The following is a 26600-nucleotide window of genomic DNA, read 5'->3' on the forward strand; positions in this document are numbered from 1 at the left end:
TCAGGCCTTTTCTTATTATACGTATATTTTAATACGTTGTTAATCGTTGAATTTCCGTTTTTGTCGGCTATATAACATGTATATAGCAACGGTTAAAACAATAATTCCGATTATTAAATACGGTAATGCAGATCCCTCACTCGTGCTAGCGTTGGTGTTGTCCTGTGCAAACAAACCAATAGATACTGCATTTAGTAGTACTAACACATTCCACTTTCTCATGATCAATTGATTTTTAAGTTTATATAATAATATGCGAATAATATAATGCAAAAACCATGACAAAGCAAATGTATTAACAATTATTTAACCTATTGAATGCCAAAATCTGTTAATGTAATGATAATGTTACCTTTAGAATGCAAATATTATCCGCTTCCAGGCTTTATTTTTCTAAAAAACAAAAACTTTCAGAAACAAAACATTTTTGTGGGATGCTCTTCCATGCTTTATGACCTAAAATGAAAGCGTTGCAGAATAAAAAAAGTGTTAATCCTTTACAGGAAAAACACTTTCTATCTTAATTTAAAATGGAATTAAATGATTTCAGCCAAGAAATTTCCTTGTTGATGGATAATCTCTCGCTTTGCAATGATTTCTTGGAGATTAATGGTTCCAATCACATATTTGTGATCATCACTATAGAATCTTTCTGAAATACTGATAAACTCAATATTTTCCAATACATCTTCGTCCTCATAGCGGAAATAAGCTTTTAGCGCATAATCAGTTGAATATTCAACCTGTTGAGCCTCTAAATGTTTCTTGTACTCATATTTGTAATCATATCTTAATGCAGCAATATCAGATAGCACAGCAGATCCTGTTGGGTGACCGCCAGCTCCTTTTCCATAGAAAAATTGCTCATCCGCAAATGCAGCTTTTACCAATACACCATTGTATTCATTTTCTACATTTCGCAATATATTGCCTTTAGAAATGAATTTAGGGAGTACATAAAGCACAACCTGATTATTAGTGATTTCTTTAGCTAAAGGAATCAACTTGATTTTGTAGTTTTTCTCTCGTGCATATCGGATATCCGCATTCCCTAAGGTATCAATCCCTAAGTTAAGGATCTCATCTGGGTTGATATAAATGCCATAAGCGTGGGAAGCTACAATAGCCAATTTGTATTTTGGATCATATCCGCCAACATCCAATGTGGGGTCCGTTTCTGCAAAACCCAACTCCTGCGCTTTTTTCAAAGCCTCATCATAGCTTTGGTTTTCGTTGAAGATCTTGGAAAGAATATAGTTGGATGAACCATTGAAGATACCGCTTACAGAGTGCAAAAGCTCATTGTCATAGTATTCTTCCAGGTTTCTGATAATAGGGATACTGCCACACACAGCGCCTTCATACAATAGGGAAGTGCCATGTTGGTTTTGGATCTCGGTCAATTCCTCTAAATGGGTGGCAATCATTTTTTTATTGGCAGAAACAACATTCTTTCCTGTTGTCAGTGCTCTTTTTGTAATCTCAAAAGCAGCTTCGGCATCATCGATCAATTCCACCACGGTATTGATTTCAGGATCTTCTAGAATAGCATTGGCATCTGTGGTAAACAATTCCGCAGGCAAGGTCCTTTTTTTGTCTGCGTTTTTGATAACAAATTTCTTGATTTCTAAGTTTAGGTTCTTTGTCTTTATGATATCGTATAAACCTTGTCCCACCACACCAAATCCAAACATCCCGATGGTAAGTTTCTTACTCATTATTCTTTAATTAAATTTAAGTGATTTTCTGCTTTTGTATTATGTTTCTCAAGAAAGTTGCCTATAACTTGAGTCAGGGTTTTAGTTTCGATCAAGAAGCCGTCATGTCCAAAAAAGGAGTGCAGTTCATAATATTCCGCATTAGGAATATGCTTCGCGATGAATTCCTGTTCCTGAGGAGGGAATAGCACGTCCGATGGAATACCAATGATCAGGGTATTTACCCCTTCAATGGAATTTAGTACTTGTTCCACCTGACCACGGCCTCTGCCTAGATGATGGCTATCCATCGCCTTGGTCAAATACCAATAGGAAAAGGCATTGAATCTTCTGACTAATTTATCGCCTTGGTAGGCTTGGTAGGAGGATGCCTTGTAAGCATCCGTTTTATCATGGTCCGATTCCACTTGGGTCGTTCCATAGGCATTGTAAGTCCTATAGGACAATAATGCCATACTGCGGGCCGCCTTTAGACCATTCAAGCCGGCATCATCCTTTTTCTCTTTAAAACTTGCGTCTGCTTCGATAGCTAGGCGTTGGCTTTCATTGAATGCGATTCCCCAAGGCGAGAAAAACGCATTCGTGCCGATGGCTATTAGATTATGGATCTTTATGGTTTTGGATACGGTCCATTCCAAAGCTTGTTGACCGCCTAGAGATCCTCCAATCAAGGTGTTGATCTCTTGGATCCCTAGATGATCAGCTAATAGTCCATGTGCTTTAACAATATCTCTAATCGTGAATTGAGGGAAGTCTGAATAATAGGGTAGGTTGGTGTCAGGATCAATGGATAGGGGATTCGTCGTCCCATAATGTGAGCCCAATACATTGGCACAGATTATAAAATAATCCTTATCATTAAATAATTCATTCTCGCCAAATAATCCTGGCCACCAGTCAAAAACATCTGAATTTGCAGTCAAGGCATGGCATACCCAAATCACATTGGACTTATCCTCATTTAGCTGACCATAACTATGGTAGGCTATCTGTAGATTTGCCAGTTTTTTTCCACTCTCTAATTCGAAGTCTTGGCTATATCCGAAAGTCTTTACACTCATTCTCTTTAATTATCTTCCTCCTAAAAAATCAGTTAAGCCCCCACTTACTTGATTTTGTCAAATGCTTGTGTTAAGTCTGCTTTAATATCGTCGATGTGCTCGATACCCACCGAAAGCCTCAATTGACCTGGAGCTACTCCAGCTGCTTTCTGCGCTTCTGCACTCAATTGTTGGTGTGTCGTTGCCGCAGGATGGATAATCAAGGATTTCGCATCTCCTACGTTCGCCAAATGGCTGATCAATTCCAATGAATCGATGAACTCATTCGCCTTATCAACTCCACCTTTGATGGTGAATGATAATACCGCACCATATCCGTTTTTCAAATATTTTTGTGCATTCTGATGGTACGGGTGGTTTTTCAATCCTGGGTAGCTTACTTGCTCAACTTGAGGATGTGCTTCCAACCATTGTGCAATTTCCAAGGTATTGTCAACATGGCGTTGTACACGTAGCGACAAAGTTTCCAGACCTTGCACCAAAAGCCATGAGTTAAATGGAGATAGGGCAGGACCGAAATCTCTTAATCCTTCAACGCGAGCGCGGATAGCAAATTGAATGTTTCCAAATGGTCCACCTTCACCGAATACATCGGAAAATACTAAACCATGGTATCCTTCAGAAGGCTCCGAGAATTGTTTGAATTTACCATTCCCCCAGTTGTAGTTTCCACCATCGATAATCACACCACCAATACTAGTTCCGTGTCCACCGATCCATTTTGTTGCCGATTCCACCACCACGTTAGCACCATGCTCCAATGGTTTGAACAAATAACCGCCGGCACCAAAAGTATTGTCTACGATCAATGGTAGGTCATGTTTCTTAGCAACCGATGCGATGCGTTCGAAATCGGGGATATTGTAACTAGGGTTCCCAATCGTTTCCACATAGATCGCTTTTGTTTTATCGTCGATCAATGCTTCAATTTTATCAGGATCTGAATCCTCAGCAAATCTTGCTTCAATGCCTAATCTCTTAAAAGAAACCTTGAACTGATTGTAAGTACCGCCATATAGATTGGATCCTGAAACAAAGTTTTCTCCGGATTCAAGGATATTGGTCAAAGCTAGGAATTGGGCTGCCTGTCCTGAAGAAACAGCAACCGCTGCAACACCACCCTCTAAAGCTGCGATACGTTTTTCGAAAACATCCGTGGTAGGATTCATGATCCGGGTATAGATGTTACCAAATTGCTTCAAGGCAAAAAGGTTTGCTCCATGTTCTGCATTTTCAAAAACGTATGAGGTAGTCTGATATATAGGTAATGCTCTTGATCCAGTTGTAGGGTCTACGTCTTGACCTGCGTGCACTTGTAGTGTTTCAAATTTAAGATTCTTGTTGTCTGCCATTTTTATGTTGATTATAGATGTTAGTAAATTGAATAGATGATTCTCTCCTTGCTGTGTTTCTGGTCGTCGGTACTAAATTTTTGCACTAGTGCTTAGTGCTTGAACATAGGGACGACTATCGCATTCGGGCAATGCAAATAATACAGCTGGAAATAAATTGAATACTGGAATCTGTTGCTGGTTTTCCAACAAGATATACTAATTCCGATTTTGAAAATTTTGAAGTCATAGTCTATTTCATTTATATGCTCCTGGGCTTTATTGCCTCGGACAGGAATTGGCACCTTTTCAATCCTTATTGAAGGTTGCCAGTGGGTCATTGAGCCAGTCTCTCGCCACTTCTTTATAAATCAAGACCATCTTTTTAGAGAGGTAATGATTAGCGTACCACTATCGAAGTACTCCGCAAATATAGTTCACGAAATTTAATTTTGCAATCTTTTTCTGAAAAGTTTATTCTTTGGCATCCCACAAAACTAAATTTCCCTATAAAGACCAGGGCTTCAACCTTTGTTAGTCCCTTCTCTAACGTCGGTTGAAGCCCCAATTTTTTTCTGATATGTTTTTCCGATCAACTAAAAAGTAGTTGTCTTCGCATCACGCATTTGTATAATTTTATCCACTACATATCTTGTATTTCCTCGCCAAGGCAAAACACCATGATATTCCTTGTAGTGTAGGTCGAAAGCTTTTCCGCTATTCAGTTCCAAGATATGGAAAACTGAATCGTTTTCAATGGAAAATTCAAACTCATTGCTCGACAGCCCAGTGCCGGTCTTCTGCGAACGAATGCCCTCTTGGATAAGCTTACCTTCATAAGTCTTGAATAAATTTCCCTTTTTTACCGCATAATTCAAAACCCCAGATTTAACGCCTTCTCCAAATACAAAATAATATTTGAAATAAACAAATCCAGCAAAGGCTAGAAATAGGATGAGTAAAAACCAGCTAATGAATTTTTTGAACTTTGAACCCTTAGTGCTAGGTTGTTGGTTTGATGTTTCCATTTTTTTTGATTCAGTTTCTATTTGGTAACAAAAAGAATACCTAAAAATAAAAAAGGTTGGCGAATTTTCATTGCCAACCTTATATTTTTTTTAACCTAGTAGCTGCATCTCTGCATCTATGGCTGCTTTGGTTTTATCACTTACCGGAACCAATGGCAACCTAACATGGTCTTTGCCAATGCCTTTCTTTTCCAAGATGTATTTTACACCAGCTGGATTTCCTTCAATGAAACAAAGGTCAATGATCTTCAATAATTCCAAATGAATGGCTCTGGCCTCCACATAATTTCCTTCGCGGCATAAATGAGCCAAGGCAGAAACTTTGGTTGGGTAGGCATTGCCAACCACCGAAATAATTCCAGCGGCACCCATCGCCATCATCGGCAATGTAACAGGATCATCCCCAGAAATCAACAGGAATTCCTTGGGTTTGTCACGAAGGATCTCACTGAATTGCGCAAAATTCCCTGAGGCCTCTTTGGTTGCCACGATATTCTTGAAATCCTTTGCCAAACGTACTGTGGTCGCCGGACTGATATTGCTGCCTGTACGTCCCGGTACGTTATACAGGATGATAGGAAGCTTGGAAGCCTCCGCAATCGCTTTATAATGCTGGTAAATTCCTTCTTGCGTAGGTTTATTATAGTATGGAGAAACCGAAAGGATTGCCACATAATCCAGGACTTCGAAGTTCTTGATCTGTTCAACAATTTCATAGGTATTGTTTCCGCCAATACCAGCTACCAATGGAATACGTTTATTGACGTGCTTCGAAGTAAATTGCCACAGCTTCTTTCGTTCATCTTGGGTTAGGGTAGCTGTCTCGCCAGTGGTACCCAATGAAACCAAATAATCAATGCCTCCCTCAATCTGAAAATCTATCAGATTGCCGAGGCTTTCGTAATCTACTGTGCCGTCTGCGTGAAATGGAGTGACTAATGCTACTCCCGCACCTTGAAGCTCGTTCATCGTTTATGTGTATTTATTTAATTTTTTCTTAATTATTGATCATCGCCAGCAGCTGAACATCCGAAATCATCGGAACCTGAAGCTTTTCAGCCTTCGCTAATTTGGATGGTCCCATCTTGTCTCCTGCAACCAAATAATTCAGTTTTGAGGAAATACTGCTCAACATTTTACCACCATGCGACTCTATCAGTTCCGTCAATTCTTCTCGGGAATGATCCGCAAAAACACCGGATATCAAAAAGGTCTTGCCTGAAAGGCTATCACCTGCCAATTGTACTTCTTTCTCTTCGATTTCAAACTGCAAGCCCATCGCTCTAAGTTTTTCGATCTCTTCCCAATGCTCCGGATTGACCAAATAAGCATTGATGCTTTCGGCGATACGCAATCCTATATCCTGAACGGAAAGGATCTCGTCTACCGTAGCCGAACGGATCGCATCGATGTTCTTGAAATGCTGCGCTAATTTTTTCGCAACCGTTTCACCGATATGTCGGATCCCCAAGCCAAACAATACTTTCTCAAATGGCTTGTTCTTCGATTGTTCTATGCCTTTCAGCATATTGTCTATGGACTTCTGCCCAAATCGCTCTATGCCGACCAATTCAGATTCTCTATCCTTCAGTGTATAGATGTCTGAAATCTTTCTGATTAATCCCAAACGGAAAAAGGTTTCGATGGTTTCATCGCCTAAACCTTGTATATCCATCATCTTTCTGCCGATGAAATGCTGCAGCTTGCCAACGATCTGTGGTTTACAGCCATCCTCATTCGGACAATAATGTACCGCTTCGCCTTCCTCCCTGACCAAGGCTGTATTACATTCCGGACAGTGAGTAGGGTATACAAATGGTTTTGCTCCTTCGGGACGTTTTTCAACATTTGCTGAAATAATCTTCGGAATGATCTCGCCACCTTTTTCTACAAAGACCGTATCATGCTCATGCAGTCCCAATCGCTCGATTTCGTTGGCATTATGCAAAGAGGCTCTCTTCACAGTTGTTCCTGCCAATAAAACTGGTTTTAGGTTTGCCACAGGGGTCACTGCCCCAGTTCTTCCAACCTGATAGCTGATGCTGTTCAAAATAGTTTCAACCCGCTCAGCTTGGAATTTATAAGAGATTGCCCAACGCGGAGATTTAGCTGTAAAGCCTAATTCTTCTTGCTGAGCAAAGTCATTTACTTTGATCACGATTCCGTCGATCTCATAGGATAATTGATGCCTAGCCTCATCCCAATGATGGATAAACGCCAATACTTCCTCGATGGAATTGCACAGTTTACTATGTTCGCAAACTGGGAACCCCCAAGATTTAACCTCCTCTATGCTATGCCAATGATCATGGAATAGTTTATTCCTGTTATCGCAGTATAGAAAATATAGAAAACAGTCCAATGGCCTTTTTGCAACTTCCGCCGAGTCTTGCAACTTGATGGTTCCTGATGCAAAATTCCTTGGGTTGGCATAGGTTTGCTCTCCGTTTTCTTCCCTTTCTTTATTCAACCTCAAAAAGGCCGATTTATGCATAAAGATTTCTCCGCGGATATCAAAGCTTTCTGGATAGTCGCCTTTCCTTAATTGATGTGGGATGCTGCGAATCGTTTTCACGTTACTGGTCACATCATCACCTTGTGTTCCGTCGCCGCGGGTCACCGCTTGGACCAATTTCCCATCCTCATAAGAAATGGAAATGGAAAGTCCATCAAACTTCAATTCCGCAACATACTGAACCTGCTCTCCAACCACTTTCCGGACCCTATTGTCAAAATCCTTTAATTCCTGCTCATTATAGGTATTGCCTAATGACATCATGGGCCATTTATGACGTACCGTCTGGAATCTTTGTGTGATATCACCGCCAACTTTTAGGGTAGGGGAATTAGGATCTCTGAATTCAGGGTGCTGCAGCTCCAATGCTTCCAGTTCCTTTAATTTATGGTCAAAATCGTAATCGGATATAGAGGGCTGTGCTAAAACATAATATTGGTAATTATATTCGTTCAGCTCACGTGTAAGTTCTGCTATCTTCGCTTGAATATCTATTGACATAGACCACGAAAATACAAAATATATTAAGGGTAAAATAATTTAAAACAAAAATTGATTGATTGCGCAAAGTGTTGCAAAACAATGTAATTAATGCAGGAAAAGATAATTCAGGACTTTAGCAATTAATAGAAATTATTGTCATGAAGCTCACTGTATTTATGGATATTGTTCATATAATAATCCCAAATAATGGAATTTTTATATTGACCCTTTTTGTTCTCTTTTTGCGCATACTTCCTTCTTTTCTTTGCAGTTTTAAAGAAATTCTTGAAGAAATACTGATGACCTCGGCTTACAGCCCAAGCATCTGCCGTTTTTCCGTCAAAAAGAAATTTGATTAAGGCAAATAGATCCCACCATAATCGCAAGGATATTTTCCAAATACCAGCACCTAGGGAAAGGTTCTTTTGCATCATGACCAGATTGTTGCGGAAGTTGAGATAGGTCTTCTGCGGATTGCTGGTCTTTAACGTTCCACCACCCACATGATAGACGATAGAGTCTGGACAATAGCCAACTTTATACCCCATGCGCTTCAATCGCCAGCACAGGTCTATTTCCTCAAAATGGGCAAAGAAATCGGCATCGAAACCTTCTGCTTCTTTCCAAGCCTTGGATTTGATGAACAATGCAGCACCCGTCGCCCAAAATACCTCTCGGGCATCATTATATTGTCCATGGTCTTTTTCTACCTTATCCAAGATCCGGCCACGACAGAAAGGAAATCCGAAATAATCTATATAACCGCCTGCTGCTCCCGCATGTTCAAACTCGCCTTTGCTATGGTACGCTTGGATTTTTGGTTGGCAAGCCACCATCAAGGGGTCCTGTTCCATGTAGGCAATCACAGGTTCCACCCAATTCTCCGAAACTTCCACATCGGAATTCAATAGGATGTAATAATCCGCCTCCACCTGTTTCAATACCTCATTATAACCACCAGCAAAACCTAAGTTCTCGCTGTTGCGAATGATCTTGAACATCGGGAAGTTCTCTTCCACATACGTAATGGAATCATCGGTCGACCCATTGTCTCCGATAATGAACTCAATATTGGGGTATGTACTATTAAATACCGAAGGAAGGAATTTCTCTAAGAAATACTTCCCGTTCCAATTTAATATGACAACGGCAACTTTCGGGTAATTTGACATTTAATTTCTTCTTTTACGCTTCCATCTGCGATGGGACCATAACCAATACGCCGGTTCCGAGCGAATGATCTGCTCGGTGAACCTATTGTGGATATGGGTAATTTCATGTTCTGGATATTCATCTGGATTCTCCACCAAGGTGGTAAACCTACAGCTGTAATAGCCTCTTTTTTCCTTCCGCCTGACCTCACAGAATACCACTGGAAATTTCGTCAATCGTGAAATCCGTTCGGCACCTGTATAAACCAAGGTATCTTGGTTCAAAAATTCCATGAAATAATCAGAATCCTGATAGGTAGGTGTCTGGTCCGCTACAAACATACTAATATGTGGAACATTTTTCAACTTTATAATATGTCGTAAGATCTGCTTCATAGGGACCATTTCAGCTCCAAACCGCGAACGGATCTGATTATGAATCTTATTGAACACTTTATTGTTTAAAGGTTTGTAGACAATCAGCTCCGGAACATCCATCATCAAGGACAGCCGATGGATCGATAGCTCCCAATTTCCATAATGGGAGGTCACCCCAATAACCCCTTTTCCTTGCTCTGTATATTGATATACTTCCTCCGGATTCAATAATTCAATCCGCTTGATGACCTCATCGGGTTTGATAGTCGCCATTTTTACAGATTCAACCAACAAGTCCGGAAAATACCGGTAAAATTTATAGGCGATGTCTTTGACTTCCTCCTCAGATTTCTCTGGAAATGCGTTTCTCAGGTTATCGAAAACCACTTTCTTGCGATAGCCGAACACATAGTAAATCAAGACGAAAAGAAAATCGGAGATCAGGTAAAGGCACCAAAAGGGCAGGAGTGATATTAAATACAATGTCCCGTAAATCAGTTTTTCCTTCATGCCTATTTTAAAGTACTTTACAAATATCCCCAAATAAAGTTATTTTTGCGGACAATTTGAAGTGAATATTCGTTTATGTCAACAGGAATCCTATTACCGGCACTCTACCTGCCCAATATCAGTTATTTACAAGCCATAAAAAATAACGATGGTCCCATTGTCGTGGAACAGTTCGAGAACTTTCCCAAACAGACCTTCCGTACAAGAACCCAAATTGCCACGGCTAATGGTGTTCTGGATTTGTTAGTGCCTATTCAGCACGGGAAAAAACAAAGGCAGGTCATGAAGGATGTATTGATCAATTATGACCATCCATGGCAAAGACTGCATTGGTTAAGCCTTCAAACAGCCTACCGTAGTTCTGCCTATTTTGAGTTCTATGAGGATGACTTCCGCGGATTTTACGAAAAGGAATACAGCCATCTCCTGGAATTCCATGTAGACCAATTAAAGTTGATCCTTAAATTACTCAAGATAAACCGTGAAATATTGCTAAGCGAAAAATATGAAGTGGAATCGCCAAACGAAATAGATTATCGAAAGGCCATTCACCCTAAAATGCCCTCATTGCTTCAGCAACAAAAGCCATATTATCAGTTATTTGAGGATAAGAATGGATTTCTACCTGATTTGAGCATCATCGATCTTTTATTCAGTCAAGGACCGCAGTCGAAAAACTATTTCTAATCAGTTTTTGTTTTCTTCTTGAAACAATTTCTTTATGTTTAGCGTTCTGTTTTTAAACCGTCTATTTCATGAAGAAAATTGTCTTGATCTGCTTCTGCTTTTTTATGGCAATTTCAGCATTTTCACAAACGGGTGCTGATACCCTACATTACCGTAAAGTGTATTACTTTGGAGGGACTGGACTTTCCTTCCCTTTGGGGAAGACTAAGAATGTCCTGACCACAAAGCTATTTACCGGAAGCATGGGATTGGATATTTCTCTGAAAAATCCTAAATACTACCTGCAGCCCACCTTATATATGTTGAGCTTTGGCTACGATCAATTGCTGGATGATACAGAATACAACCGTGTCTTAAAAAATGCGCGTTCTACGATGTATGTGCTGAGTTTAGCTGGAGGGATGCGTAGACAATGGGAACGCCTGAATACCTATGCATACCTTGGTCCATCTGGAGCCTTGAATATGGAACCACGTTCGGAAGATAAGGGTGATGGGACGGTGGAGCTTAATTATGAATATAGTATTTCACCAGCCATCAAAATGGGAATTGGTTCAGATTATAAATTCAAGGGATTCTTCTTGGGGATGGAAGTCGGATACATGCACAATTTTAGGAAAATGCAGGGCAATCCGGTGCATGTGCTTTCAATAATGGTCGGTTTAAAATCCGATATTACTAAATTAAGTGATAAAGTCGTCGAAGTTATTTCAAAATAATATAAAACTATTTAACTGAAAATCAATTGATTATAAGTTTTCTTCAAAAAAAGAGGTTGTTTTTTTACGATTTCATACAATATGGCAAGGTATATGTCGTTAATACACTATCTAGATAAATAGAAAATATTTAGGTTAATAATTGGTTTGGTAAAATACCTGGAGTTCTCCGCTCCGGGTATTTTTGTTTTTAAATCTTTCGAAAAAAAATAAAAAAATTTCAATCCCTTATAATAAAGCGATTTAGTTACCGTTTAGATAGTAAATTCATAATTTCATAATTTAGGTTAATAATTGGTTTGGAAAAATACCTGAGATCCCCATCTCAGGTATTTTTATTTTATTCTTCCTAGAAACGATAAGTTTTTAACCGGCCGTGTCAGCCTGAGGGTGAAACGAAGGTTCCTGGAACTGTCTGCTGTTTATTTTTTGAAAACCCCCAGCGGGGGTGAAATATTTTTCACCTTTTTTGTGTCACCCTGAGGGTGACCCGAAGGTTCCCGGAACTATCCACCCTTATTTTGAAATCGTAAGATGAGCTAACTATTTTTTATTAAATATGACCTCTTAAACGGGAAGTATTGAAAAATATTCCACCCCCGCTGGGGGTTGTCCGTTATTATCCTTCATTGACCTACAAAGATTCCACCCCTTCCAGGGGTTTAGTAAATGATCCATTTATTTTTGAAGGTTCGTATTTCTCCGAGATGCTTCGGTGAACCTCAGCATGACACAAAAAAACTAAACTTAATGACATTGCCCGCTGGGCTTCAATCTTCAATTTTTTTACTCCTCCTCAAAATTATATTTCAAATCCCTAAAGTAATACACCTTATCCCTGATATTGATCTCTCGCAGAACCCGGCAAGGATTTCCTGCCGCGACCACATTTTCGGGGATATCCTTGGTCACAACCGATCCCGACCCAATCACCGTATTGCTGCCGATTTTCACACCAGGATTGATCACCGTATTGCCTCCGATCCAGACATTGTCACCAATTTCAATCGGTAGGGCATATTCCCAACCTTCAACCCGCAATACCGGATCTACTGGATGCCCAGCCGTAAACAAGCTCACGTTAGGTGCGATCATTACATTGTCTCCAATCTTTACTTGGGCACAATCCAAAATGGTCAGGTTATAGTTGGAATAGAAGTTATCACCGATTTCAATATTGTATCCATAATCACAGTAGAATGGTGGCTCAATAAAGAATCGGGTAGTGGTCTTCCCAAACAATTGTTTGATGATCTGGTTTCTCGCCTTAATCTTTGTAGGGTCCATTAAATTGAACTTCTGTAATTCCAATTTGGCATGTTGCCTCTCCTTAAATAGTTCATCTCCCGAAGCGATATAAGGTTCGCCTGCGATCATCTTTTCTTTTGAGCTTTTATTCATCTGCTATGTCTTGTTGATTACTGATTTAATATACAAAAAATGGCTGGTTCGGAGCAAAATTAGCGGTATTACTGGTTGAATTTGGTAGGTTATGGATAAGATTTTGGCTAAGTATAAGCTTCGAGAGAAGCTTTACCCTGATTCGAGCCATATTCGGAAAATTCGAAATATGTCTCGAATATGGTTGAGCTTTAACAGGGTGGATTGGCTAAAAAACTTTCTTTCTAAGCTATGGATGGGAGCTTTGAAATAGATGGTAATGTAGTCCGTCTGATCGATTGGAGATTATTGTTGATCAAAAAAGGCCTCGAATTTCTCGAGGCCTCTTCAAATATGTTGGATGAAATTTTAGTTTTTGCTGATTACAAAGTTCTCTTTGGTAATCCTAACTTTCTTCAAGTTGACCAACCAATCATTGGATTCATCGCGGTGGCCTAATGCCAAGATGGTTACAGAACGTAATCCTAATTCGTCTAGGCCTAGGAATTGATCTAGCGCCAGGCTATCAAAACCTTCCATTGGCGTGGCATCAACGCGTTGTTCAGCTGCTGCTGCAATAGCGATACCAAAACCTATATAGGCTTGACGTGCAGCATGTGCAAAATGTTGGTCTTTCGTCTGACTGTTGAACCTGGCCATTAGGCTGTTTTTATAATCATTTGCGAACCCTGGAGCCAATCCGCGTTCTTGCTCTTGTTGTAAGAACACAGAATCCACACGTTCCTGTGTATATTCATCGTATGCCGCAAAGACCAATAAGTGTGAAGAATCAACGATTTGAGATTGGTTATAAGCCAAAGGAAGAATCTGTTCTTTGATCTCTTGGTTGCTGATTTCGATAACCTTGAAAGGATGTAAGCCCGAAGAGGTGGGTGCAAGTCTAGCTGCCTCGATGATATAATCTATTTTCTCTTGTTCTACAGCCGCTCCTGTCATTTTTTTAGTAGCGTATCTCCATTGTAAATCTTGTAGTAAGCTCATTCTCTTAAAATTTATGATAGTGTTTCGTGTTAAACCAATATGGATTTTATATAGCCTTCAATAGCGTCTTTAAGGACGGCTGAGGGGCAGATGTTCTCTTTGCTGTTCAAGGCTAGCAGGTCCATGGCGACAATACCATGCAGGATAGACCAAAGGGTCTTCAGTTTCAGGTATCGGTCCAGGTCTGTCTTGCCACTTGCTTGGATCGCTTCATCGATCAAGGCTAACATCAGGTTGGATACCTTTTTGATTTCTTCCGATTCATTGGTTTTTTCACAAGTTGGGATTCCCAGGCCAAACATAATCTCATAATGTTTCGGGAAGTTCACTGCGAATAACCAATAGCCTAATGAAAGCTGTTTGATCTTAGTGTTGATGCTTTCTTTCGTGTCAATTTCGTGGTTGATGGACTTCAATAAATTAATGAAACCTTCCTGGACGAAATGAGCGGAAATAGCCTCTTTATTCTCAAAATGCTTGTAGATCACAGGGACAGAATACTCGATGGCATCGGCAATCTTTCGGATAGAAAGTGCTGCCCAACCTTCTTTTTCGACGATTTCACGGGAGCAGGTTATGATCTGTTCCTTGAGTTCTTGTTGTTGTCTGAGTTTTCTTTCTGTAAGTCCCATTATGCATTTAGTTAACAGTGTTAGCAAAAGTAACAATGATATTTATATGTTGCAAACATATACTTAAAACAAACATCAAAATGACAATTAGCTTCGGGAAATAAGTTTTAACTTTAAGGATGAACTTCTTAAAAAGTAAACGCAAAGTATCATTGGTCTTAGGAAGCGGCGGAGCTCGTGGACTGGTTCAAATAGGGGTTATCCGTAGTTTAGAAGAGAAAGGATATGAAATCGATGAGGTGGTAGGTTGTTCGATTGGTTCTTTGATTGGCGCCGCCTATGTCGAAGGGAAAATGGGGAAACTGGAAGATTGGATGCGGTCAATTACCCGAAGGCAGGTCTTTAAACTGATGGATTTTACGAATCCAAAGTTTGGCTTGCTCAAAGGCGAGAGGGTCTTTGAGTCCTTGAAGGAAATCTTTCCGGACAAGAACATCGAAGATATGGATATTCCATTCCGGGCAATTGCTACGGATATGGTAAGTGAAAAAGAAGTGGTGTTCGATAAGGGGAGCGTTTACAAAGCTATTCGTGCTTCAATAGCCATTCCAGCTGTGTTTACCAGTATAGAAAGTGAAGACTGGAATCTGGTGGATGGAGGCGTAATCAATCCTTTACCCATCAATTATGTGCGAAGGAAAAGAAGGAACATTATCATTGCCGTGAATCTGGATGGGAAACCTGATGCTGAATATGGCCCATACAATGGCGCCAAGGGATTGAATGCGCTTTCGATGTTGCAGGAATCCTATTTTATGATGCGGAGACGATTGAGCCAATTGTCTGTTGAATTGTACAAGCCCGATTATGTGATCAATATCCCCCATAATATCGCTGGGATATGGGACTATGACAAAGCTTCTTTTATGATCGAGAAAGGTAAGGAACTTACAGATAAGGTGGTCCCTGATGTGCCCATCAAGAAGAAGGAGGCTAAGAAGAAAAATAAGTCTCCTAAAGAAAAAGAGAAAGAAAAAGAGGTCGTTTAATCGACCTCTAACAATAATTTATTCATGTGGAGATTAAACTCCTCTGGATGTTCCAAGTTTGGAAGATGACCGCATTCTTCCATTTCGATATATTTTGATCCTTTGATTTCTTTTGTCAATTCTTCCATGAGATTGGCAGGGGTAATTTTATCTTCCTTGCCGCGGACCACGAGGGTAGGGACTTTGACTTTTGAAAGGACTTCTGTGGTATCCGTTCGGGCCGCTAAGGCAAGTAAGGTTGCACAGATGGACTCGATGCTATTTCTTCGGATGCTACTTTTGATCAATTCAATGGCATCGGGGTTATTATCGATACTTTTCTTCGAGAATAGGTTAGCGATAAAACCGATGGCATAGGGTCTGCGTCCGTATTGCAGGACGGCCTGGATGGCATCAAAGCGCTTCTGTTTGCCAGCGTTGTCATCCGCTTTGCTGTGTGTATCGGAGAGGATCAATCCAGAAATCCGATCTGGAAACAATTGATAGGCTCTCAGGGCAATATAACCACCCATAGAGACGCCACATAAAACAGCTTTTTCAATTTCAAGTTTGCGCATGAATACGCCTAGGTCTTTAGCAAAGACATCGATGGAAAAAAATCCATGACCTTTTGTTGTATTGCCATGTCCGCGAATATCGACCGCTATTCCAGTGATATTATCTTCTAAACTTTCGAGCTGTTCGCGCCACATTTTTTTATTGAAAGGAAAACCATGTAGGAAAATGATCGTTTTTTCAGGTTGTTCGCTGGCCTTTTTGATATAATAGGAGATACTGATATCCCCAATCCGGATCTTGTTGCTTTTAATTATACGTTCCGCCATAATTTTAAATATATAAATATCAACACGATAAGCAAAATATAGTTTGAAATTGATTAAAAAAGGGAAAAAGGGTTTGGAAAATCTAAAAAAGTCCCGATATTTGCGCCACCTCAAAGGACAATTCGTCCTTTAAAGAATGCGCTCATAGCTTAATTGGATAGAGCATCTGACTACGGATCAGAAGGTTAGGGGTTCGACTCCCTTTGAGCGCACTTTCTTTTTAAACCCACAGCAAAAATCTTCCTTTAAAAAAATAATTCCTGCAGAGGAAAAGTGGAAAAATAAGTCATTGAGGCTGAAAGGAATTGGTTTTAAAATAAAAAAAAAATTTTGCTGAGGATATTATTTCCTTATATTTGCATCACCAAAACAGAAAGGGCGTCAGTCGTATAGTATTGGTTGCCGCGCTCATAGCTTAATTGGATAGAGCATCTGACTACGGATCAGAAGGTTAGGGGTTCGACTCCCTTTGAGCGCACTTGGAAAGAGCCTAATTCTTATACGGGATTAGGCTTTTGTTTTTTTACATCTAAAAAAATAACAACACATTATGCTAAACCTAGTTTTATTCGGACCTCCAGGGGCAGGTAAGGGGACCCAATCGGCTAAATTGATCGATAAATATGCCCTGCACCATATTTCTACTGGAGATATGTTCAGAGGACACATCAAAAATCAGACTCCACTGGGTAAAGAAGTGAGTCAGATCATTGCTGATGGTAATTTAGTTCCTGACTCGATTACAATTTCTATGTTGGAAGAAGAGTTGAAAAACAATCCTGATGCAAAAGGATTTATTTTTGATGGTTTCCCACGTACAGTAGCACAAGCAGAGGCATTGGATAAATTTTTGGAAGCTAACCAAACTTCCATTACTGGGGTGATTGCATTGGATGTGGATGAAAATGAACTTACCCAGCGTATCGCTAAACGTCAGGAGATTTCTGGACGTGCTGATGATGCTGCTGATAAGTTGAAAAAACGTATCGAAGAATACTTCGGAAAGACCATTCACGTGTTGCCTTACTACGAAAACCAAGGTAAGTTGACCAAAGTGAACGGTATCGGTGAAATCGAAACGATTTTCGCTGACCTTTCAAACGTTATCGATAATTATTAATAAAATATTCTGAATAGGGAGAGATATGGCTCAGGGGTCAAATTTTGTTGATTATGTAAAAGTATGTTGTCGTTCGGGACACGGAGGTGCCGGATCAGCCCATTTGCACCGTGATAAACACACGGCTAAAGGTGGTCCTGATGGTGGTGATGGTGGTCGTGGTGGACATATTATCTTGAAAGGATCGCATCAGCACTGGACTTTATTGCACCTGAAATTTAGAAAACATATTATTGCTGAACCTGGTGAATCTGGGGGAAGTGCCCTGCGTACCGGCGCAAACGGAAAGGATGAAATCCTAGAGGTTCCATTGGGGACTGTTGCCAAAAACGCCGAAACAGGAGAAGTCCTTTTTGAAATCACGGAAGATGGTGAAACCAAGATCCTGACTCCGGGAGGGAAAGGTGGATTGGGTAACTGGCATTTCAAGTCTTCTACCGTTCAAACACCAAGATTCGCTCAACCGGGATTGCCGGGTATTGAAGAGTGGATGATCTTGGAGTTAAAGGTATTGGCAGATGTTGGTCTGGTAGGATTCCCGAATGCGGGTAAATCGACCTTACTTTCTGTGGTATCGGCAGCAAAACCTGAAATCGCAGATTATCCGTTTACCACCCTGGTACCTAATCTAGGGATAGTAAGCTATCGTGATGGCAAGTCTTTCGTCATGGCGGATATCCCAGGGATTATCGAAGGGGCATCTGAAGGTAAAGGCTTAGGACACCGTTTCCTAAGACATATCGAAAGAAATTCGGTATTGTTGTTCTTGGTCCCTGCAGACACAGATCGTACCATCGCCGAGGAATACGAGATCTTATTGAATGAATTGACCGCATATAATCCAGAATTATTGGATAAGCCGAAGCTTTTGGCGATCAGTAAATCGGATATGCTGGACGAGGAGTTGGAAAAGGAAATGGCCCTACAAGTACCGAAAGGGATACCTTATCTATTTATATCTTCCGTTACCGGTAAAAATATCCAGCAACTGAAGGATATGATCTGGAAAGAAATTAATTCTTAATATTAAAATATAGAAGCCATCGGAAGATGGCTTTTTTTTGAACCAGGATTTGAGGATGGACCAAGATCATACTGGACATTTTCGCTGGAAATGTTGATTTTTTTCTGTCATTTTGAGGACCGAAACATCTCGGAACAATCCAAACTTCCAAAACTAATAACAACATTTATTTTATTGACATACAGTTCCTGTACCTTCGGTACAGAATGACAAAATCCTAAGGGAGAAGAACCTTACAGATTCTTCGCCTTTCTCAGAATTCCTCTTTAGCGCATTTCCAATTCTGAACGGAAAGTGAAGAATCTGTACGGTTCTCCACTATTAATGCGTCTCATCCTTTACCGAAGGTAAAGGACCTGTACGCCAATGCAAACCTATTATATGTTCAAAATAGGATGCGGGCTTATGCGATAAGCCCCTACGGAATTGGGGTCAATTATAGTCAAGGAAGCAAGCTTCATATCATAATCTTGGTCTATCCTCTCATCCTCGGTGGGTGAGCGGAGCCGAAGGGCATCCTGGTTCAAATATCCACTGGGTTCAACTGCCCCCTCGACTCCGCTCGGGAATCAAACCCTTTCCCGCTTCAAACTCTCCCGCCATTCTCCTTTCTTTTCCTTAATTTCGCAACAATGGATTTATCATTAAAGGAATTTTTGGACCGCAAAGTGGAAGAATTCAATCAACCGAATTTTATTCCAAATGACCCGATCAGTATTCCGCATCAATTTTCATTAAAGCAGGATATCGAGATCATGGGTTTCTTTGCGAGCATCTTGGCTTGGGGACAACGTAAAACCATTATCAATAAATGTAATGAGCTTATCCAAAGAATGGATGGCAGTCCCTATGATTTTATTATCAACCATCAAGATCATGACCTGAAAAATATGCTTGGATTCAAGCATAGGACTTTCAATGATACGGATCTGCTATATTTTATCAGCTTTTTCCAATACCATTATAGGCATTTCGAGAGCTTGGAAGATGCCTTTTTACAGATTGATGAAGGGGAGAAGTTCACTGTGGAGCAATCCTTAAATGGTTTTAAATCTTATTTTTTCTCTTTGGCGGATTTTCCCGAAAGAACCAGGAAGCATGTCAGTTCGCCGCTTCAGAAATCAAGCTGTAAGCGATTGAATATGTTTCTGCGTTGGATGGTCAGGAAGGACAATAAAGGCGTGGATTTCGGGATCTGGAATAAGATCGATGCCAAAGATTTGATCTGTCCTTGTGATGTGCATGTAGAAAGGGTGGGTAGGAAGTTTGGGTTGATCCAATCGGACAAGGTGAATTGGAAAACTGCCTTGGAATTGACCGAAAATCTACGTTTATTGGACCCAAAAGACCCTGTGAAGTATGATTTTGCTCTTTTTGGACTAGGAGTAGCCGGAGAATTATAAGGGCTTAATAAAAAGGGATATACATTTCCTTATGTTTTCCTGCATCCTTATATTCGAATTCATCGGAGAAGAACTCAAATCCCATTTCTAGATAGAATGGATAGGCGATTTCACGGGCGATACACCATAGGTAATCCCCATGCAATTGGGTTTTGATATGTTCTATGGCTGCGCCTAATAATTCTTTCGCATAACCTTTCCGTCGAGCGTCTGGCTGGGTTGCCATTCCGCGCAAGCGATATCCTTCATGGGGAAGCTTGGGATGATTGGTCTTGTGGACCGTTAGAATACATTGCAGGATGTTTTCATCGTCATAGAGGCCTAAATGGAAGCTGTCTGGCTTTAAATCTTCTGGATTGATGCAAAGCTCCAAAGCTTTGCCTTTTTGCAAGACAGCGCTCCTTAGGGGCAAAGTATCCTCTACTTTGATAAATCGGATCATCGGCTTGCCAGTTTCTGTAGGATATCTACCAATCTATTGGAATAACCAAATTCATTGTCATACCAGCCTACTACCTGGACCAAACCACCGACAATACTGGTAAGTTCAGAATCAAAGACGCATGAATATGGATTATTGATGATATCTACTGATACGATAGGGTCTTCCGTGTAATAAAGTACATTTTTTAATTCACCCTCTGCTGCTTCCTTAAATTTTTGGTTGATTTCTTCCACCGTTGTTTTTCGGGCAAGGTTACAGGTGAAATCCGTTAAAGAGCCATTTAAGACAGGTACCCTGATTCCTGCACCGCCAAGCTTTCCATCCAAATGCTTAAAGACATTGGTAATGGCTTTTGCAGCACCGGTGGTTGTTGGGATGATGGATGCTGATGCAGCCCTAGATCGCCTAAGATCACGATGTGGCGCATCGTGTAAGTTCTGGTCACCGGTCATGGAATGCACGGTCGTGATGTAACCATCGACTATCTCCCAGTTTTCATCCAAGATCTTGATCAGTGGAGCGACATTGTTGGTAGTACACGAAGCATTGGAGAAGATCGGGGTATTCCAATCAAAATCCTTATCGTTGATACCCAATACTACTGTCGGGATTTCTTTGTCAGGGGAAGGCGCAGAGATGATTACTTGTTTGGCTCCAGCTTCCAGGTGCTTTGCTGCCAATTCTTTCTTGACAAAGAAGCCTGTTGATTCTACAACAAGGTCAATATTTAAGTCTTTCCAAGGAAGGTCTTCTGGATTCCTTTGGTTCAAGATCACAATGGATTTGCCATCAATGATCAAATGGTTTCCATCAAAATCTACCGTTCGATTCAATGGTCCGTGGACCGAATCGTATTTGAATAAATGTGCCAATGTTTTTGCATCTGCAAGATCATTAATGGCTACAACCTCGATCTGGTTGAGGTTTCTGTTCAGTAGATTTCTAAGGGTATGGCGGCCAATACGGCCAAAACCATTGATGGCAATTCTCATTATTTATTAAATTCAGCGATTACTTCATTGATATCTTTTTCACCTTCCCAATAAGTTTTCAATTGGCCATCAGGGCCATAAACATAATTGGCAGGGAACATATTCGGGATATGGAATTTCTGTACGAACTCTTGGTTTCTGTCCCAAAGCATTTCAACATTTGGTTTTCCGTCAAGTTCCTTACCGAAGGTACTGAAGAATTGCGCCATCAAAGCAGGGTCATTCATGGATACATAAACCACATTGATATCTTTGATCTTGTCGTAATTTTTAGCTAGACCTTTGGTCTCATTTTGACAGTGGCTACATCCTGGATCGAAAAGTACGAATACGGTATTTTTCCCAGCAGGTAGATCAGCCTTGGTATAGGAGATTCCAGATTTTACTTTATAGAAATTGAACTCAGGGATACTCAATGCTGCAGCTTTTGTTGTTTGTGGTGCAGCAGGAGCAGGGCTACTTGATTGTGCCGTATGCTCGTGAGCAGAGTGGTCATGGGCAGCATGGTCATGGCCGGCATGGTCATCATGCGCTTCCGTATTTTCTGTTTTTTGCGGTTGGTTATTGCATCCCACAGCTAATACACCTAAGGAAAGGCAAAGAGAGGATAGGATTAATTTATTTCTCATGTCTTGTGTTTAAGATTCAAAACTAATAAAAAATATAGAGTATGCCGGCTGCGATGCTAGAATAAACATTATTTTGACATAATAAATGGCCTATTCTGACCTAAGGATTTAAGATGGCATAAAAAAAGGCCCTGAACGTTCAGGGCCTTCTATTTTTCAGGTAGATTCCAAAAGTTATGGAGTTACTACTTTTGCTTGTTTTTTGTCTTTTTCTTTGGCAGAATCTGCTAAGTGTTTACCAGCACTTAGGTCATAAATAGCAGGAGCCGCTAAGAAGATCGAAGAGTAAGTAGCTACTACGATACCCACAAGGATAGCGAATGAGAAACCACGGATAACCTCACCACCAAAGACGAACAATACAGCTAACACGAAGATTACAGTCAATGAAGTAATCACGGTACGGCTCAATGTAGAGTTGATCGCTTTGTTGATGGTAGTTCCCATATCTTCATGGTGTGCATTTGGTTTCTTCAAGTATTCACGAAGACGGTCAAATACAACCACCGTATCGTTCACCGAGTAACCTAATACAGTTAGGATCGCTGCAACGAAGTGTTGGTCAATATCTAATGAGAACGGAACGATACCATCTAAGATCGAGAATAGACCCAATAGGATGATCGCATCGTGTACTGTTGCAATCGCTGCACCAGCTGAATATTGCCATTTGTGGAAACGAACCAAGATATAAGCTGCAATCACGATAATCGAGAAGATTGAAGCATAGATAGCACGGTCGCGGATGTCGCTTGCAATGGTTGGTCCTACTTTTTGTTGAGAAAGGATTTCGTATTTGTTTCCTTGAATTTTAGAAAGACCTTCATTCAATTTACTTAATACTTCCTTGTCAGCTTCATCGCTTGTTTCTTCAATATGATAAGAAGTTGTGATACGCAATTGGTTTTCACTACCAAAAGTCTTAACCTCTGTTGTAGTACCAAAGATATTGTCTAGGTTCTCACGAATTTCTTCAGGAGCAACGTTTTGATCATAACGTACAGTATAAGTACGACCACCTTGGAAGTCAACTCCATAAGAGAAACCTTTGACCATGATGGCAGCAAATGAAAGGATCACGGCGATTAATGAAATTCCATAAGCAACTTTTCTTTTCTTGATGAATTGGAAGTTGGCATTTTTCAAGGTATGGTTTGACCAAGGGAATGACAAAGTGATTTTCATGTCTTTGCTCAACATGTATTCGAAAATCAAACGAGTGATGAAAATCGCTGTGAACAAAGAGGTAATAATACCGATCATTAACGTTGTTGCGAAACCTTGGATTGGACCAGAACCTGTAAAGAATAGGATCAAACCTACCAAGAATGTAGTGATCTGCGAGTCAAGGATCGAAGGCATGGCATGTTTATAACCATCGGCAACAATCTGACGCGGAGATTTACCAAGCGCTTGTTCCTCACGCATACGTTCATAGATCAGTACGTTTGCATCCACCGCGGTACCCATCGTCAATACGATACCTGCGATACCTGGTAAGGTCAGTACTGCATTCAAGGAAGCAAGAACCCCCATTAAGAAGAATACGTTGAAGATTACCGCGATATTCGCTGCGATACCCGCACGGTTGTAATAAGCGATCATGAACGCCATAACCACGATAATACCGATAACAGCTGAGTTAACACCTGAATCAATAGCAACTTGACCTAATGAAGGACCTACGATAGCTTCTTCCACGATCTTAGCTGTTGTAGGAAGCCTACCAGCTTTCAATACGTTTGCTAAGTCTTTCGTGTCTTCAATAGTGAAGTTACCAGAGATTTGAGAGTTACCGTTAGGGATTTCTTCGTTTACACCAGGTGCTGAATATACCACACCATCCAAAACGATAGCGATTGCATCTCTGTTTTGAGCAGCTTGGGCAGTTACACGTTTCCATTGACGAGCACCATCAGCATTCATTTCCATAGAAACGATAGGGCTGTTTTGTTGGTCGAAACCTTCACGGGCATCGGTAATCACCTCACCTGTCATTACTGGGCCGTTTTCAGCTCCAGTAGTTTTGATCGCATAAAGCGAAAGGAAATCCTTTGCATTGTTTTCAGGTTTTACAGCCCATAACAATTTCAAGTTTCCAGGGATAATCGATTTTACCTCTGGACGAGCAAGCAAAGCATTTACTTTAGCAGTGTCTTTTAAGTTAGCATAACCTACTACGGCACCAGGAGCCAATTGTTGTTGGCCATTTTGGCTGAAGGTAGAAGGGGATAATACGGCAAATAGAGGGTTTTCCGCTAATGCTGCTGCATTTGGTTGTGCTGAAGAGTCAGCTGATGCAGAGTCAGAAGATTTTTGGTTAGCCCCTAATTTTGCCAATAAGTTTTCTTCTTTCTTAGTGCTGTCTGCCGCAGTAGTTGCAGCGGTAGAATCAGAAGCAACATTTGCAGCTGGTTTATTAGCTTTCAAAGTTGTTGCCAAGGTTCTGTTCACATTTTCTAATAAAGAATATACCTGTGGATTTTGATAAGTTTCGTAGAATTCCAATTTCGCAGAACCTTGTAATAGCTTACGAACGCGTTCTTCATCGTTTACACCAGGTAATTCGATTAAGATACGGTTGGTTCCTTGTTGGATTTGGATGTTTGGAGAAGCTACACCGAATTTGTCGATACGCGTACGCAAAACTTTATAGGAGTTTTGGATAGCGTTGTCTGCTTCTTTGTCCAAGAAATTACGGACATCCGATTCAGAGCTGTTACCCGTGATTACTGCGGAGTTATCTTTTGTAGCAAAGAAAGTAGCAATCGGCGTGGTAGCACCAGTAGCTTTATATTCATTCAAAAATAATTCAATCAACGAAGTGTTGGTTGTTTTACTTTTTTTCACTGCATTCTCTAATGCTTTGTTGAAGTTTGCATCCTTAGGATTGTCCGCTAAATTGGCGATCAATTCGTTCAATGAAATTTCCATTGTAACGTTCATACCACCTTTTAGGTCTAAGCCTAGCGCAATTTCATTGGATTTTGCTTCGCGATAAGTGAATTTAGCAATACCTATATTATATACTTCCTCACCAGCAATGGAATCTAGGTAGGCTTTTTCTTTAGCCATGTCGCCTTTGGCGTATTCCGCTGCGTCTTTCTCAACTTTTCTAGTTACAAAAGTGAATGATAAGGAGTAGAGGCACGCTAAGGAAACCACTATCACCAAAAATTTAATCAGCCCTTTACTCATTGTCTAATCGTAATAAATTATGGTTTTTTATGTTTTTTTTAAGCTTAATAATATTTTACCAAGATTCGCAAAGGTATAAAAAAATTATATAATGAAAATAGTATATCAAACTTAATACGGAAAAAGTTGTTATTAAATATTGTCTTCATTTTCAGATAGAATTGGAATGTCATAAACCTAATTTTCCGTGTTATTTTTGGGTTAATCTTTTTGCTCTTTGGAAAGGCTCCTATTTCATGGCATAAAGGTCGAAGTTTGAACGATTACCTGAAAATGCCCTGAATTCAGGGATACCTTGCCATGTTGTATTTCGATAAGTTTGCAGTTCAGGTCATTTATACATTGGCCATTGCACAGCTAGAAACTAATAATCAAAAAAATATGGACAGAAATGAATTGAAATTGAATGAGGTAAAGAATCAAGATAATAAGGGCATTGGGATAATTTCCTATTTGACTTGGATCGGTTTATTGGTCGCATTTATCCTGAACAGGGAAAAGAACGATCCATTTGTCAAGTTCCATATCCGCCAGAACTTGGGCTTATTTGTATTGGGGCTTGTAGCGGGAGTATTGCATTATATTCCAGCAGCAGGCGGGATAGTTGCTTATGTAGCATTTACAGCATTGTTTATCTTTTGGGTAATCGGTTTGATAGGAGCGATCAATGGGAAGGAAAAGGAGGTTCCCCTTATTGGGAATATGTTCCAAGACTGGTTTAAGGGGATTTAAGTAAGACCAAATTAAAAAAGGCTTTTCGCTAATTGCGAAAAGCCTTTTTTATAAATTTTAATTCAGCTTATTTCAAAGTGAATTTAAATCCTAAGCTAAAACGTGCAGCTTCAAAGTTAGACTCATGAGAAAGGTTCCACCAAGGTTTCCAATCAAAATGTAGAGCTAAAGGAGCAGCAGGGATTTTGTACTCAAGACCAGCAGCTGGACGTACAGCAAACCAAGTCTCATCACCACCGAAACCTAATTGAGGACCAACACCTACATACCATCCTAAACCGTTAGTACCAGCGAATTGTTGGTTGTAAGAGTAGTCAGCACCAACAGCAGTGAAGTTGTCACCGAATAATACCTGAGCGTTACCCGCATTGTTACCACCGAATGAATGTTTGATCTGTGGACCGAACAAAGTAGCGCCATCACCTAAGTCAATAGCTAAACCGATTGCTGTTTTATAAGGAGTCTGAGCTTTTGCTTCGTTAAAACCAAAAACTAATGCAGCTGCAGCTGCTAATGATAGTAATGTCTTTTTCATAAATATTGTGTTAATTAAACTTTAATTTATACATGATTAGCAATTAGCTTGCCAAAAATTTAACATTCCTTTAACTAATTGCTCAAATACCTGTTTTCCGGTAGTGGGTGACTA

Annotated in this window: 24 protein-coding genes, 2 tRNA genes and 1 riboswitch; of the genes, 9 read left to right on the forward strand and 17 right to left on the reverse strand. The window is 40.3% G+C overall.

What is annotated here, in order from left to right:
* Positions 1-536: 536 nt before the first annotated feature.
* The 8 genes from ACK2WI_RS09610 to ACK2WI_RS09645 all read right to left on the reverse strand — a co-directional run bounded on the left by ACK2WI_RS09610 (position 537) and on the right by ACK2WI_RS09645 (position 10175).
* Positions 537-1718: a homoserine dehydrogenase gene (locus ACK2WI_RS09610; protein ID WP_409150555.1), complete on the reverse strand. Its 1182-nt coding sequence runs from the start codon at positions 1716-1718 to the stop codon at positions 537-539.
* Positions 1718-2779 carry a homoserine O-acetyltransferase gene (metX, locus tag ACK2WI_RS09615; RefSeq protein WP_409150557.1) on the reverse strand — a complete coding sequence of 354 codons (1062 nt, stop codon included), beginning with the start codon at positions 2777-2779 and terminating at the stop codon, positions 1718-1720. Before metX ends, ACK2WI_RS09610 begins: the two co-directional genes overlap by 1 nt.
* Positions 2780-2823: 44 nt before the next feature.
* Entirely contained in the window at positions 2824-4131 is a 1308-nt protein-coding gene (locus ACK2WI_RS09620; RefSeq protein ID WP_093095106.1) for an O-acetylhomoserine aminocarboxypropyltransferase/cysteine synthase family protein, read from the reverse strand.
* A gap of 238 nt (positions 4132-4369) precedes the next feature.
* Positions 4370-4483, reverse strand: a riboswitch (SAM riboswitch).
* Between the two features lie 223 nt (positions 4484-4706).
* Entirely contained in the window at positions 4707-5138 is a 432-nt protein-coding gene (locus ACK2WI_RS09625; protein ID WP_175486268.1) for a hypothetical protein, read from the reverse strand.
* A gap of 90 nt (positions 5139-5228) precedes the next feature.
* On the reverse strand, positions 5229-6107 hold the full coding sequence (gene dapA, locus ACK2WI_RS09630) for a 4-hydroxy-tetrahydrodipicolinate synthase (RefSeq protein WP_093095108.1): 879 nt from the start codon (positions 6105-6107) through the stop codon (positions 5229-5231).
* A 28-nt stretch (positions 6108-6135) separates the two neighbouring features.
* On the reverse strand, positions 6136-8154 hold the full coding sequence (gene ligA, locus ACK2WI_RS09635; RefSeq protein WP_409150559.1) for an NAD-dependent DNA ligase LigA: 2019 nt from the start codon (positions 8152-8154) through the stop codon (positions 6136-6138).
* A 122-nt stretch (positions 8155-8276) separates the two neighbouring features.
* The gene (locus ACK2WI_RS09640; protein WP_409150561.1) at positions 8277-9308 is read right to left on the reverse strand and encodes a glycosyltransferase family 2 protein; all 1032 of its coding nucleotides are present in this window, start codon (positions 9306-9308) and stop codon (positions 8277-8279) included.
* Positions 9309-10175: a lysophospholipid acyltransferase family protein gene (locus ACK2WI_RS09645; protein WP_409150563.1), complete on the reverse strand. Its 867-nt coding sequence runs from the start codon at positions 10173-10175 to the stop codon at positions 9309-9311. It abuts the gene before it with no gap.
* A 75-nt stretch (positions 10176-10250) separates the two neighbouring features.
* Here ACK2WI_RS09645 and ACK2WI_RS09650 point away from each other — a divergent pair, with 75 nt between their 5' ends.
* A complete protein-coding gene (locus ACK2WI_RS09650; RefSeq protein ID WP_312697294.1) occupies positions 10251-10862 on the forward strand; it encodes a WbqC family protein in 612 nt (203 codons plus the stop codon).
* A 68-nt stretch (positions 10863-10930) separates the two neighbouring features.
* A complete protein-coding gene (locus ACK2WI_RS09655; protein WP_093095116.1) occupies positions 10931-11581 on the forward strand; it encodes a hypothetical protein in 651 nt (216 codons plus the stop codon).
* Positions 11582-12367: 786 nt separating this feature from the next.
* On the opposite strand, the gene ACK2WI_RS09660 is transcribed toward ACK2WI_RS09655, so the two are convergent.
* From ACK2WI_RS09660 to ACK2WI_RS09670, 3 genes are all read right to left on the reverse strand, one after another.
* Positions 12368-12982: a sugar O-acetyltransferase gene (locus ACK2WI_RS09660; protein WP_409150565.1), complete on the reverse strand. Its 615-nt coding sequence runs from the start codon at positions 12980-12982 to the stop codon at positions 12368-12370.
* Between the two features lie 348 nt (positions 12983-13330).
* Positions 13331-13963, reverse strand: coding sequence for a nitroreductase family protein (locus ACK2WI_RS09665; RefSeq protein WP_093095121.1), 633 nt, complete (start codon positions 13961-13963; stop codon positions 13331-13333).
* Positions 13964-13992: 29 nt separating this feature from the next.
* Entirely contained in the window at positions 13993-14595 is a 603-nt protein-coding gene (locus ACK2WI_RS09670) for a TetR/AcrR family transcriptional regulator (RefSeq protein ID WP_312697297.1), read from the reverse strand.
* Positions 14596-14714: 119 nt separating this feature from the next.
* On the opposite strand from ACK2WI_RS09670, the gene ACK2WI_RS09675 reads away from it, so the two are divergent.
* Positions 14715-15584 (forward strand): patatin-like phospholipase family protein, encoded by an 870-nt coding sequence (locus ACK2WI_RS09675; protein WP_093095125.1) that lies wholly within the window; start codon positions 14715-14717, stop codon positions 15582-15584.
* Here the strand turns inward: ACK2WI_RS09675 and ACK2WI_RS09680 are convergent.
* Positions 15581-16408, reverse strand: coding sequence for an alpha/beta fold hydrolase (locus ACK2WI_RS09680; RefSeq protein WP_409150567.1), 828 nt, complete (start codon positions 16406-16408; stop codon positions 15581-15583). The two genes, ACK2WI_RS09675 and ACK2WI_RS09680, sit on opposite strands and share 4 nt — an antisense overlap.
* Before the next feature lie 138 nt (positions 16409-16546).
* Here ACK2WI_RS09680 and ACK2WI_RS09685 point away from each other — a divergent pair.
* From ACK2WI_RS09685 to ACK2WI_RS09705, 5 genes are all read left to right on the forward strand, one after another.
* Positions 16547-16620 (forward strand) — tRNA-Arg (locus ACK2WI_RS09685).
* 192 nt (positions 16621-16812) lie between these two features.
* Positions 16813-16886: transfer RNA gene (locus tag ACK2WI_RS09690), tRNA-Arg, on the forward strand.
* 72 nt (positions 16887-16958) lie between these two features.
* Complete coding sequence (locus ACK2WI_RS09695) at positions 16959-17528, forward strand: adenylate kinase (protein ID WP_093095129.1); 570 nt, start codon at positions 16959-16961, stop codon at positions 17526-17528.
* Between the two features lie 25 nt (positions 17529-17553).
* Positions 17554-18552, forward strand: coding sequence for a GTPase ObgE (obgE, locus tag ACK2WI_RS09700; RefSeq protein WP_093095132.1), 999 nt, complete (start codon positions 17554-17556; stop codon positions 18550-18552).
* A gap of 632 nt (positions 18553-19184) precedes the next feature.
* Complete coding sequence (locus tag ACK2WI_RS09705) at positions 19185-19955, forward strand: TIGR02757 family protein (protein ID WP_409150569.1); 771 nt, start codon at positions 19185-19187, stop codon at positions 19953-19955.
* A gap of 4 nt (positions 19956-19959) precedes the next feature.
* Here ACK2WI_RS09705 and ACK2WI_RS09710 read toward each other — a convergent pair whose 3' ends face one another.
* The 4 genes from ACK2WI_RS09710 to secDF all read right to left on the reverse strand — a co-directional run bounded on the left by ACK2WI_RS09710 (position 19960) and on the right by secDF (position 25219).
* On the reverse strand, positions 19960-20397 hold the full coding sequence (locus tag ACK2WI_RS09710; RefSeq protein WP_409150570.1) for a GNAT family N-acetyltransferase: 438 nt from the start codon (positions 20395-20397) through the stop codon (positions 19960-19962).
* A complete protein-coding gene (gene gap, locus ACK2WI_RS09715; RefSeq protein WP_409150571.1) occupies positions 20394-21392 on the reverse strand; it encodes a type I glyceraldehyde-3-phosphate dehydrogenase in 999 nt (332 codons plus the stop codon). The genes ACK2WI_RS09710 and gap overlap by 4 nt, the downstream gene beginning before the upstream one ends.
* Positions 21392-22021, reverse strand: coding sequence for a redoxin domain-containing protein (locus ACK2WI_RS09720; protein ID WP_312697843.1), 630 nt, complete (start codon positions 22019-22021; stop codon positions 21392-21394). The genes gap and ACK2WI_RS09720 overlap by 1 nt, the downstream gene beginning before the upstream one ends.
* A 174-nt stretch (positions 22022-22195) precedes the next feature.
* A complete protein-coding gene (gene secDF, locus ACK2WI_RS09725; protein WP_409150572.1) occupies positions 22196-25219 on the reverse strand; it encodes a protein translocase subunit SecDF in 3024 nt (1007 codons plus the stop codon).
* Positions 25220-25600: 381 nt separating this feature from the next.
* On the opposite strand from secDF, the gene ACK2WI_RS09730 reads away from it, so the two are divergent.
* On the forward strand, positions 25601-25951 hold the full coding sequence (locus tag ACK2WI_RS09730; protein WP_409150573.1) for a DUF4870 domain-containing protein: 351 nt from the start codon (positions 25601-25603) through the stop codon (positions 25949-25951).
* A 67-nt stretch (positions 25952-26018) separates the two neighbouring features.
* Here ACK2WI_RS09730 and ACK2WI_RS09735 read toward each other — a convergent pair whose 3' ends face one another.
* Positions 26019-26486: a hypothetical protein gene (locus ACK2WI_RS09735; RefSeq protein ID WP_093095147.1), complete on the reverse strand. Its 468-nt coding sequence runs from the start codon at positions 26484-26486 to the stop codon at positions 26019-26021.
* Between the last annotated feature and the right edge of the window lie 114 nt (positions 26487-26600).

It is taken from the genome of Sphingobacterium sp. BS-2 (genome assembly GCF_046161205.1).
Classification (GTDB): Bacteria; Bacteroidota; Bacteroidia; order Sphingobacteriales; family Sphingobacteriaceae; genus Sphingobacterium; species Sphingobacterium mizutaii.

Coding starts and splice junctions, on each gene's coding strand:
- ACK2WI_RS09610 (WP_409150555.1), bottom strand. CDS start 1,718: ATGAGTAAGAAACTTACCATCGGGATGTTTGGATTTGGTGTGGTGGGA.
- metX (WP_409150557.1), bottom strand. CDS start 2,779: ATGAGTGTAAAGACTTTCGGATATAGCCAAGACTTCGAATTAGAGAGT.
- ACK2WI_RS09620 (WP_093095106.1), bottom strand. CDS start 4,131: ATGGCAGACAACAAGAATCTTAAATTTGAAACACTACAAGTGCACGCA.
- ACK2WI_RS09625 (WP_175486268.1), bottom strand. CDS start 5,138: ATGGAAACATCAAACCAACAACCTAGCACTAAGGGTTCAAAGTTCAAA.
- dapA (WP_093095108.1), bottom strand. CDS start 6,107: ATGAACGAGCTTCAAGGTGCGGGAGTAGCATTAGTCACTCCATTTCAC.
- ligA (WP_409150559.1), bottom strand. CDS start 8,154: ATGTCAATAGATATTCAAGCGAAGATAGCAGAACTTACACGTGAGCTG.
- ACK2WI_RS09640 (WP_409150561.1), bottom strand. CDS start 9,308: ATGTCAAATTACCCGAAAGTTGCCGTTGTCATATTAAATTGGAACGGG.
- ACK2WI_RS09645 (WP_409150563.1), bottom strand. CDS start 10,175: ATGAAGGAAAAACTGATTTACGGGACATTGTATTTAATATCACTCCTG.
- ACK2WI_RS09650 (WP_312697294.1), top strand. CDS start 10,251: ATGTCAACAGGAATCCTATTACCGGCACTCTACCTGCCCAATATCAGT.
- ACK2WI_RS09655 (WP_093095116.1), top strand. CDS start 10,931: ATGAAGAAAATTGTCTTGATCTGCTTCTGCTTTTTTATGGCAATTTCA.
- ACK2WI_RS09660 (WP_409150565.1), bottom strand. CDS start 12,982: ATGAATAAAAGCTCAAAAGAAAAGATGATCGCAGGCGAACCTTATATC.
- ACK2WI_RS09665 (WP_093095121.1), bottom strand. CDS start 13,963: ATGAGCTTACTACAAGATTTACAATGGAGATACGCTACTAAAAAAATG.
- ACK2WI_RS09670 (WP_312697297.1), bottom strand. CDS start 14,595: ATGGGACTTACAGAAAGAAAACTCAGACAACAACAAGAACTCAAGGAA.
- ACK2WI_RS09675 (WP_093095125.1), top strand. CDS start 14,715: ATGAACTTCTTAAAAAGTAAACGCAAAGTATCATTGGTCTTAGGAAGC.
- ACK2WI_RS09680 (WP_409150567.1), bottom strand. CDS start 16,408: ATGGCGGAACGTATAATTAAAAGCAACAAGATCCGGATTGGGGATATC.
- ACK2WI_RS09695 (WP_093095129.1), top strand. CDS start 16,959: ATGCTAAACCTAGTTTTATTCGGACCTCCAGGGGCAGGTAAGGGGACC.
- obgE (WP_093095132.1), top strand. CDS start 17,554: ATGGCTCAGGGGTCAAATTTTGTTGATTATGTAAAAGTATGTTGTCGT.
- ACK2WI_RS09705 (WP_409150569.1), top strand. CDS start 19,185: ATGGATTTATCATTAAAGGAATTTTTGGACCGCAAAGTGGAAGAATTC.
- ACK2WI_RS09710 (WP_409150570.1), bottom strand. CDS start 20,397: ATGATCCGATTTATCAAAGTAGAGGATACTTTGCCCCTAAGGAGCGCT.
- gap (WP_409150571.1), bottom strand. CDS start 21,392: ATGAGAATTGCCATCAATGGTTTTGGCCGTATTGGCCGCCATACCCTT.
- ACK2WI_RS09720 (WP_312697843.1), bottom strand. CDS start 22,021: ATGAGAAATAAATTAATCCTATCCTCTCTTTGCCTTTCCTTAGGTGTA.
- secDF (WP_409150572.1), bottom strand. CDS start 25,219: ATGAGTAAAGGGCTGATTAAATTTTTGGTGATAGTGGTTTCCTTAGCG.
- ACK2WI_RS09730 (WP_409150573.1), top strand. CDS start 25,601: ATGGACAGAAATGAATTGAAATTGAATGAGGTAAAGAATCAAGATAAT.
- ACK2WI_RS09735 (WP_093095147.1), bottom strand. CDS start 26,486: ATGAAAAAGACATTACTATCATTAGCAGCTGCAGCTGCATTAGTTTTT.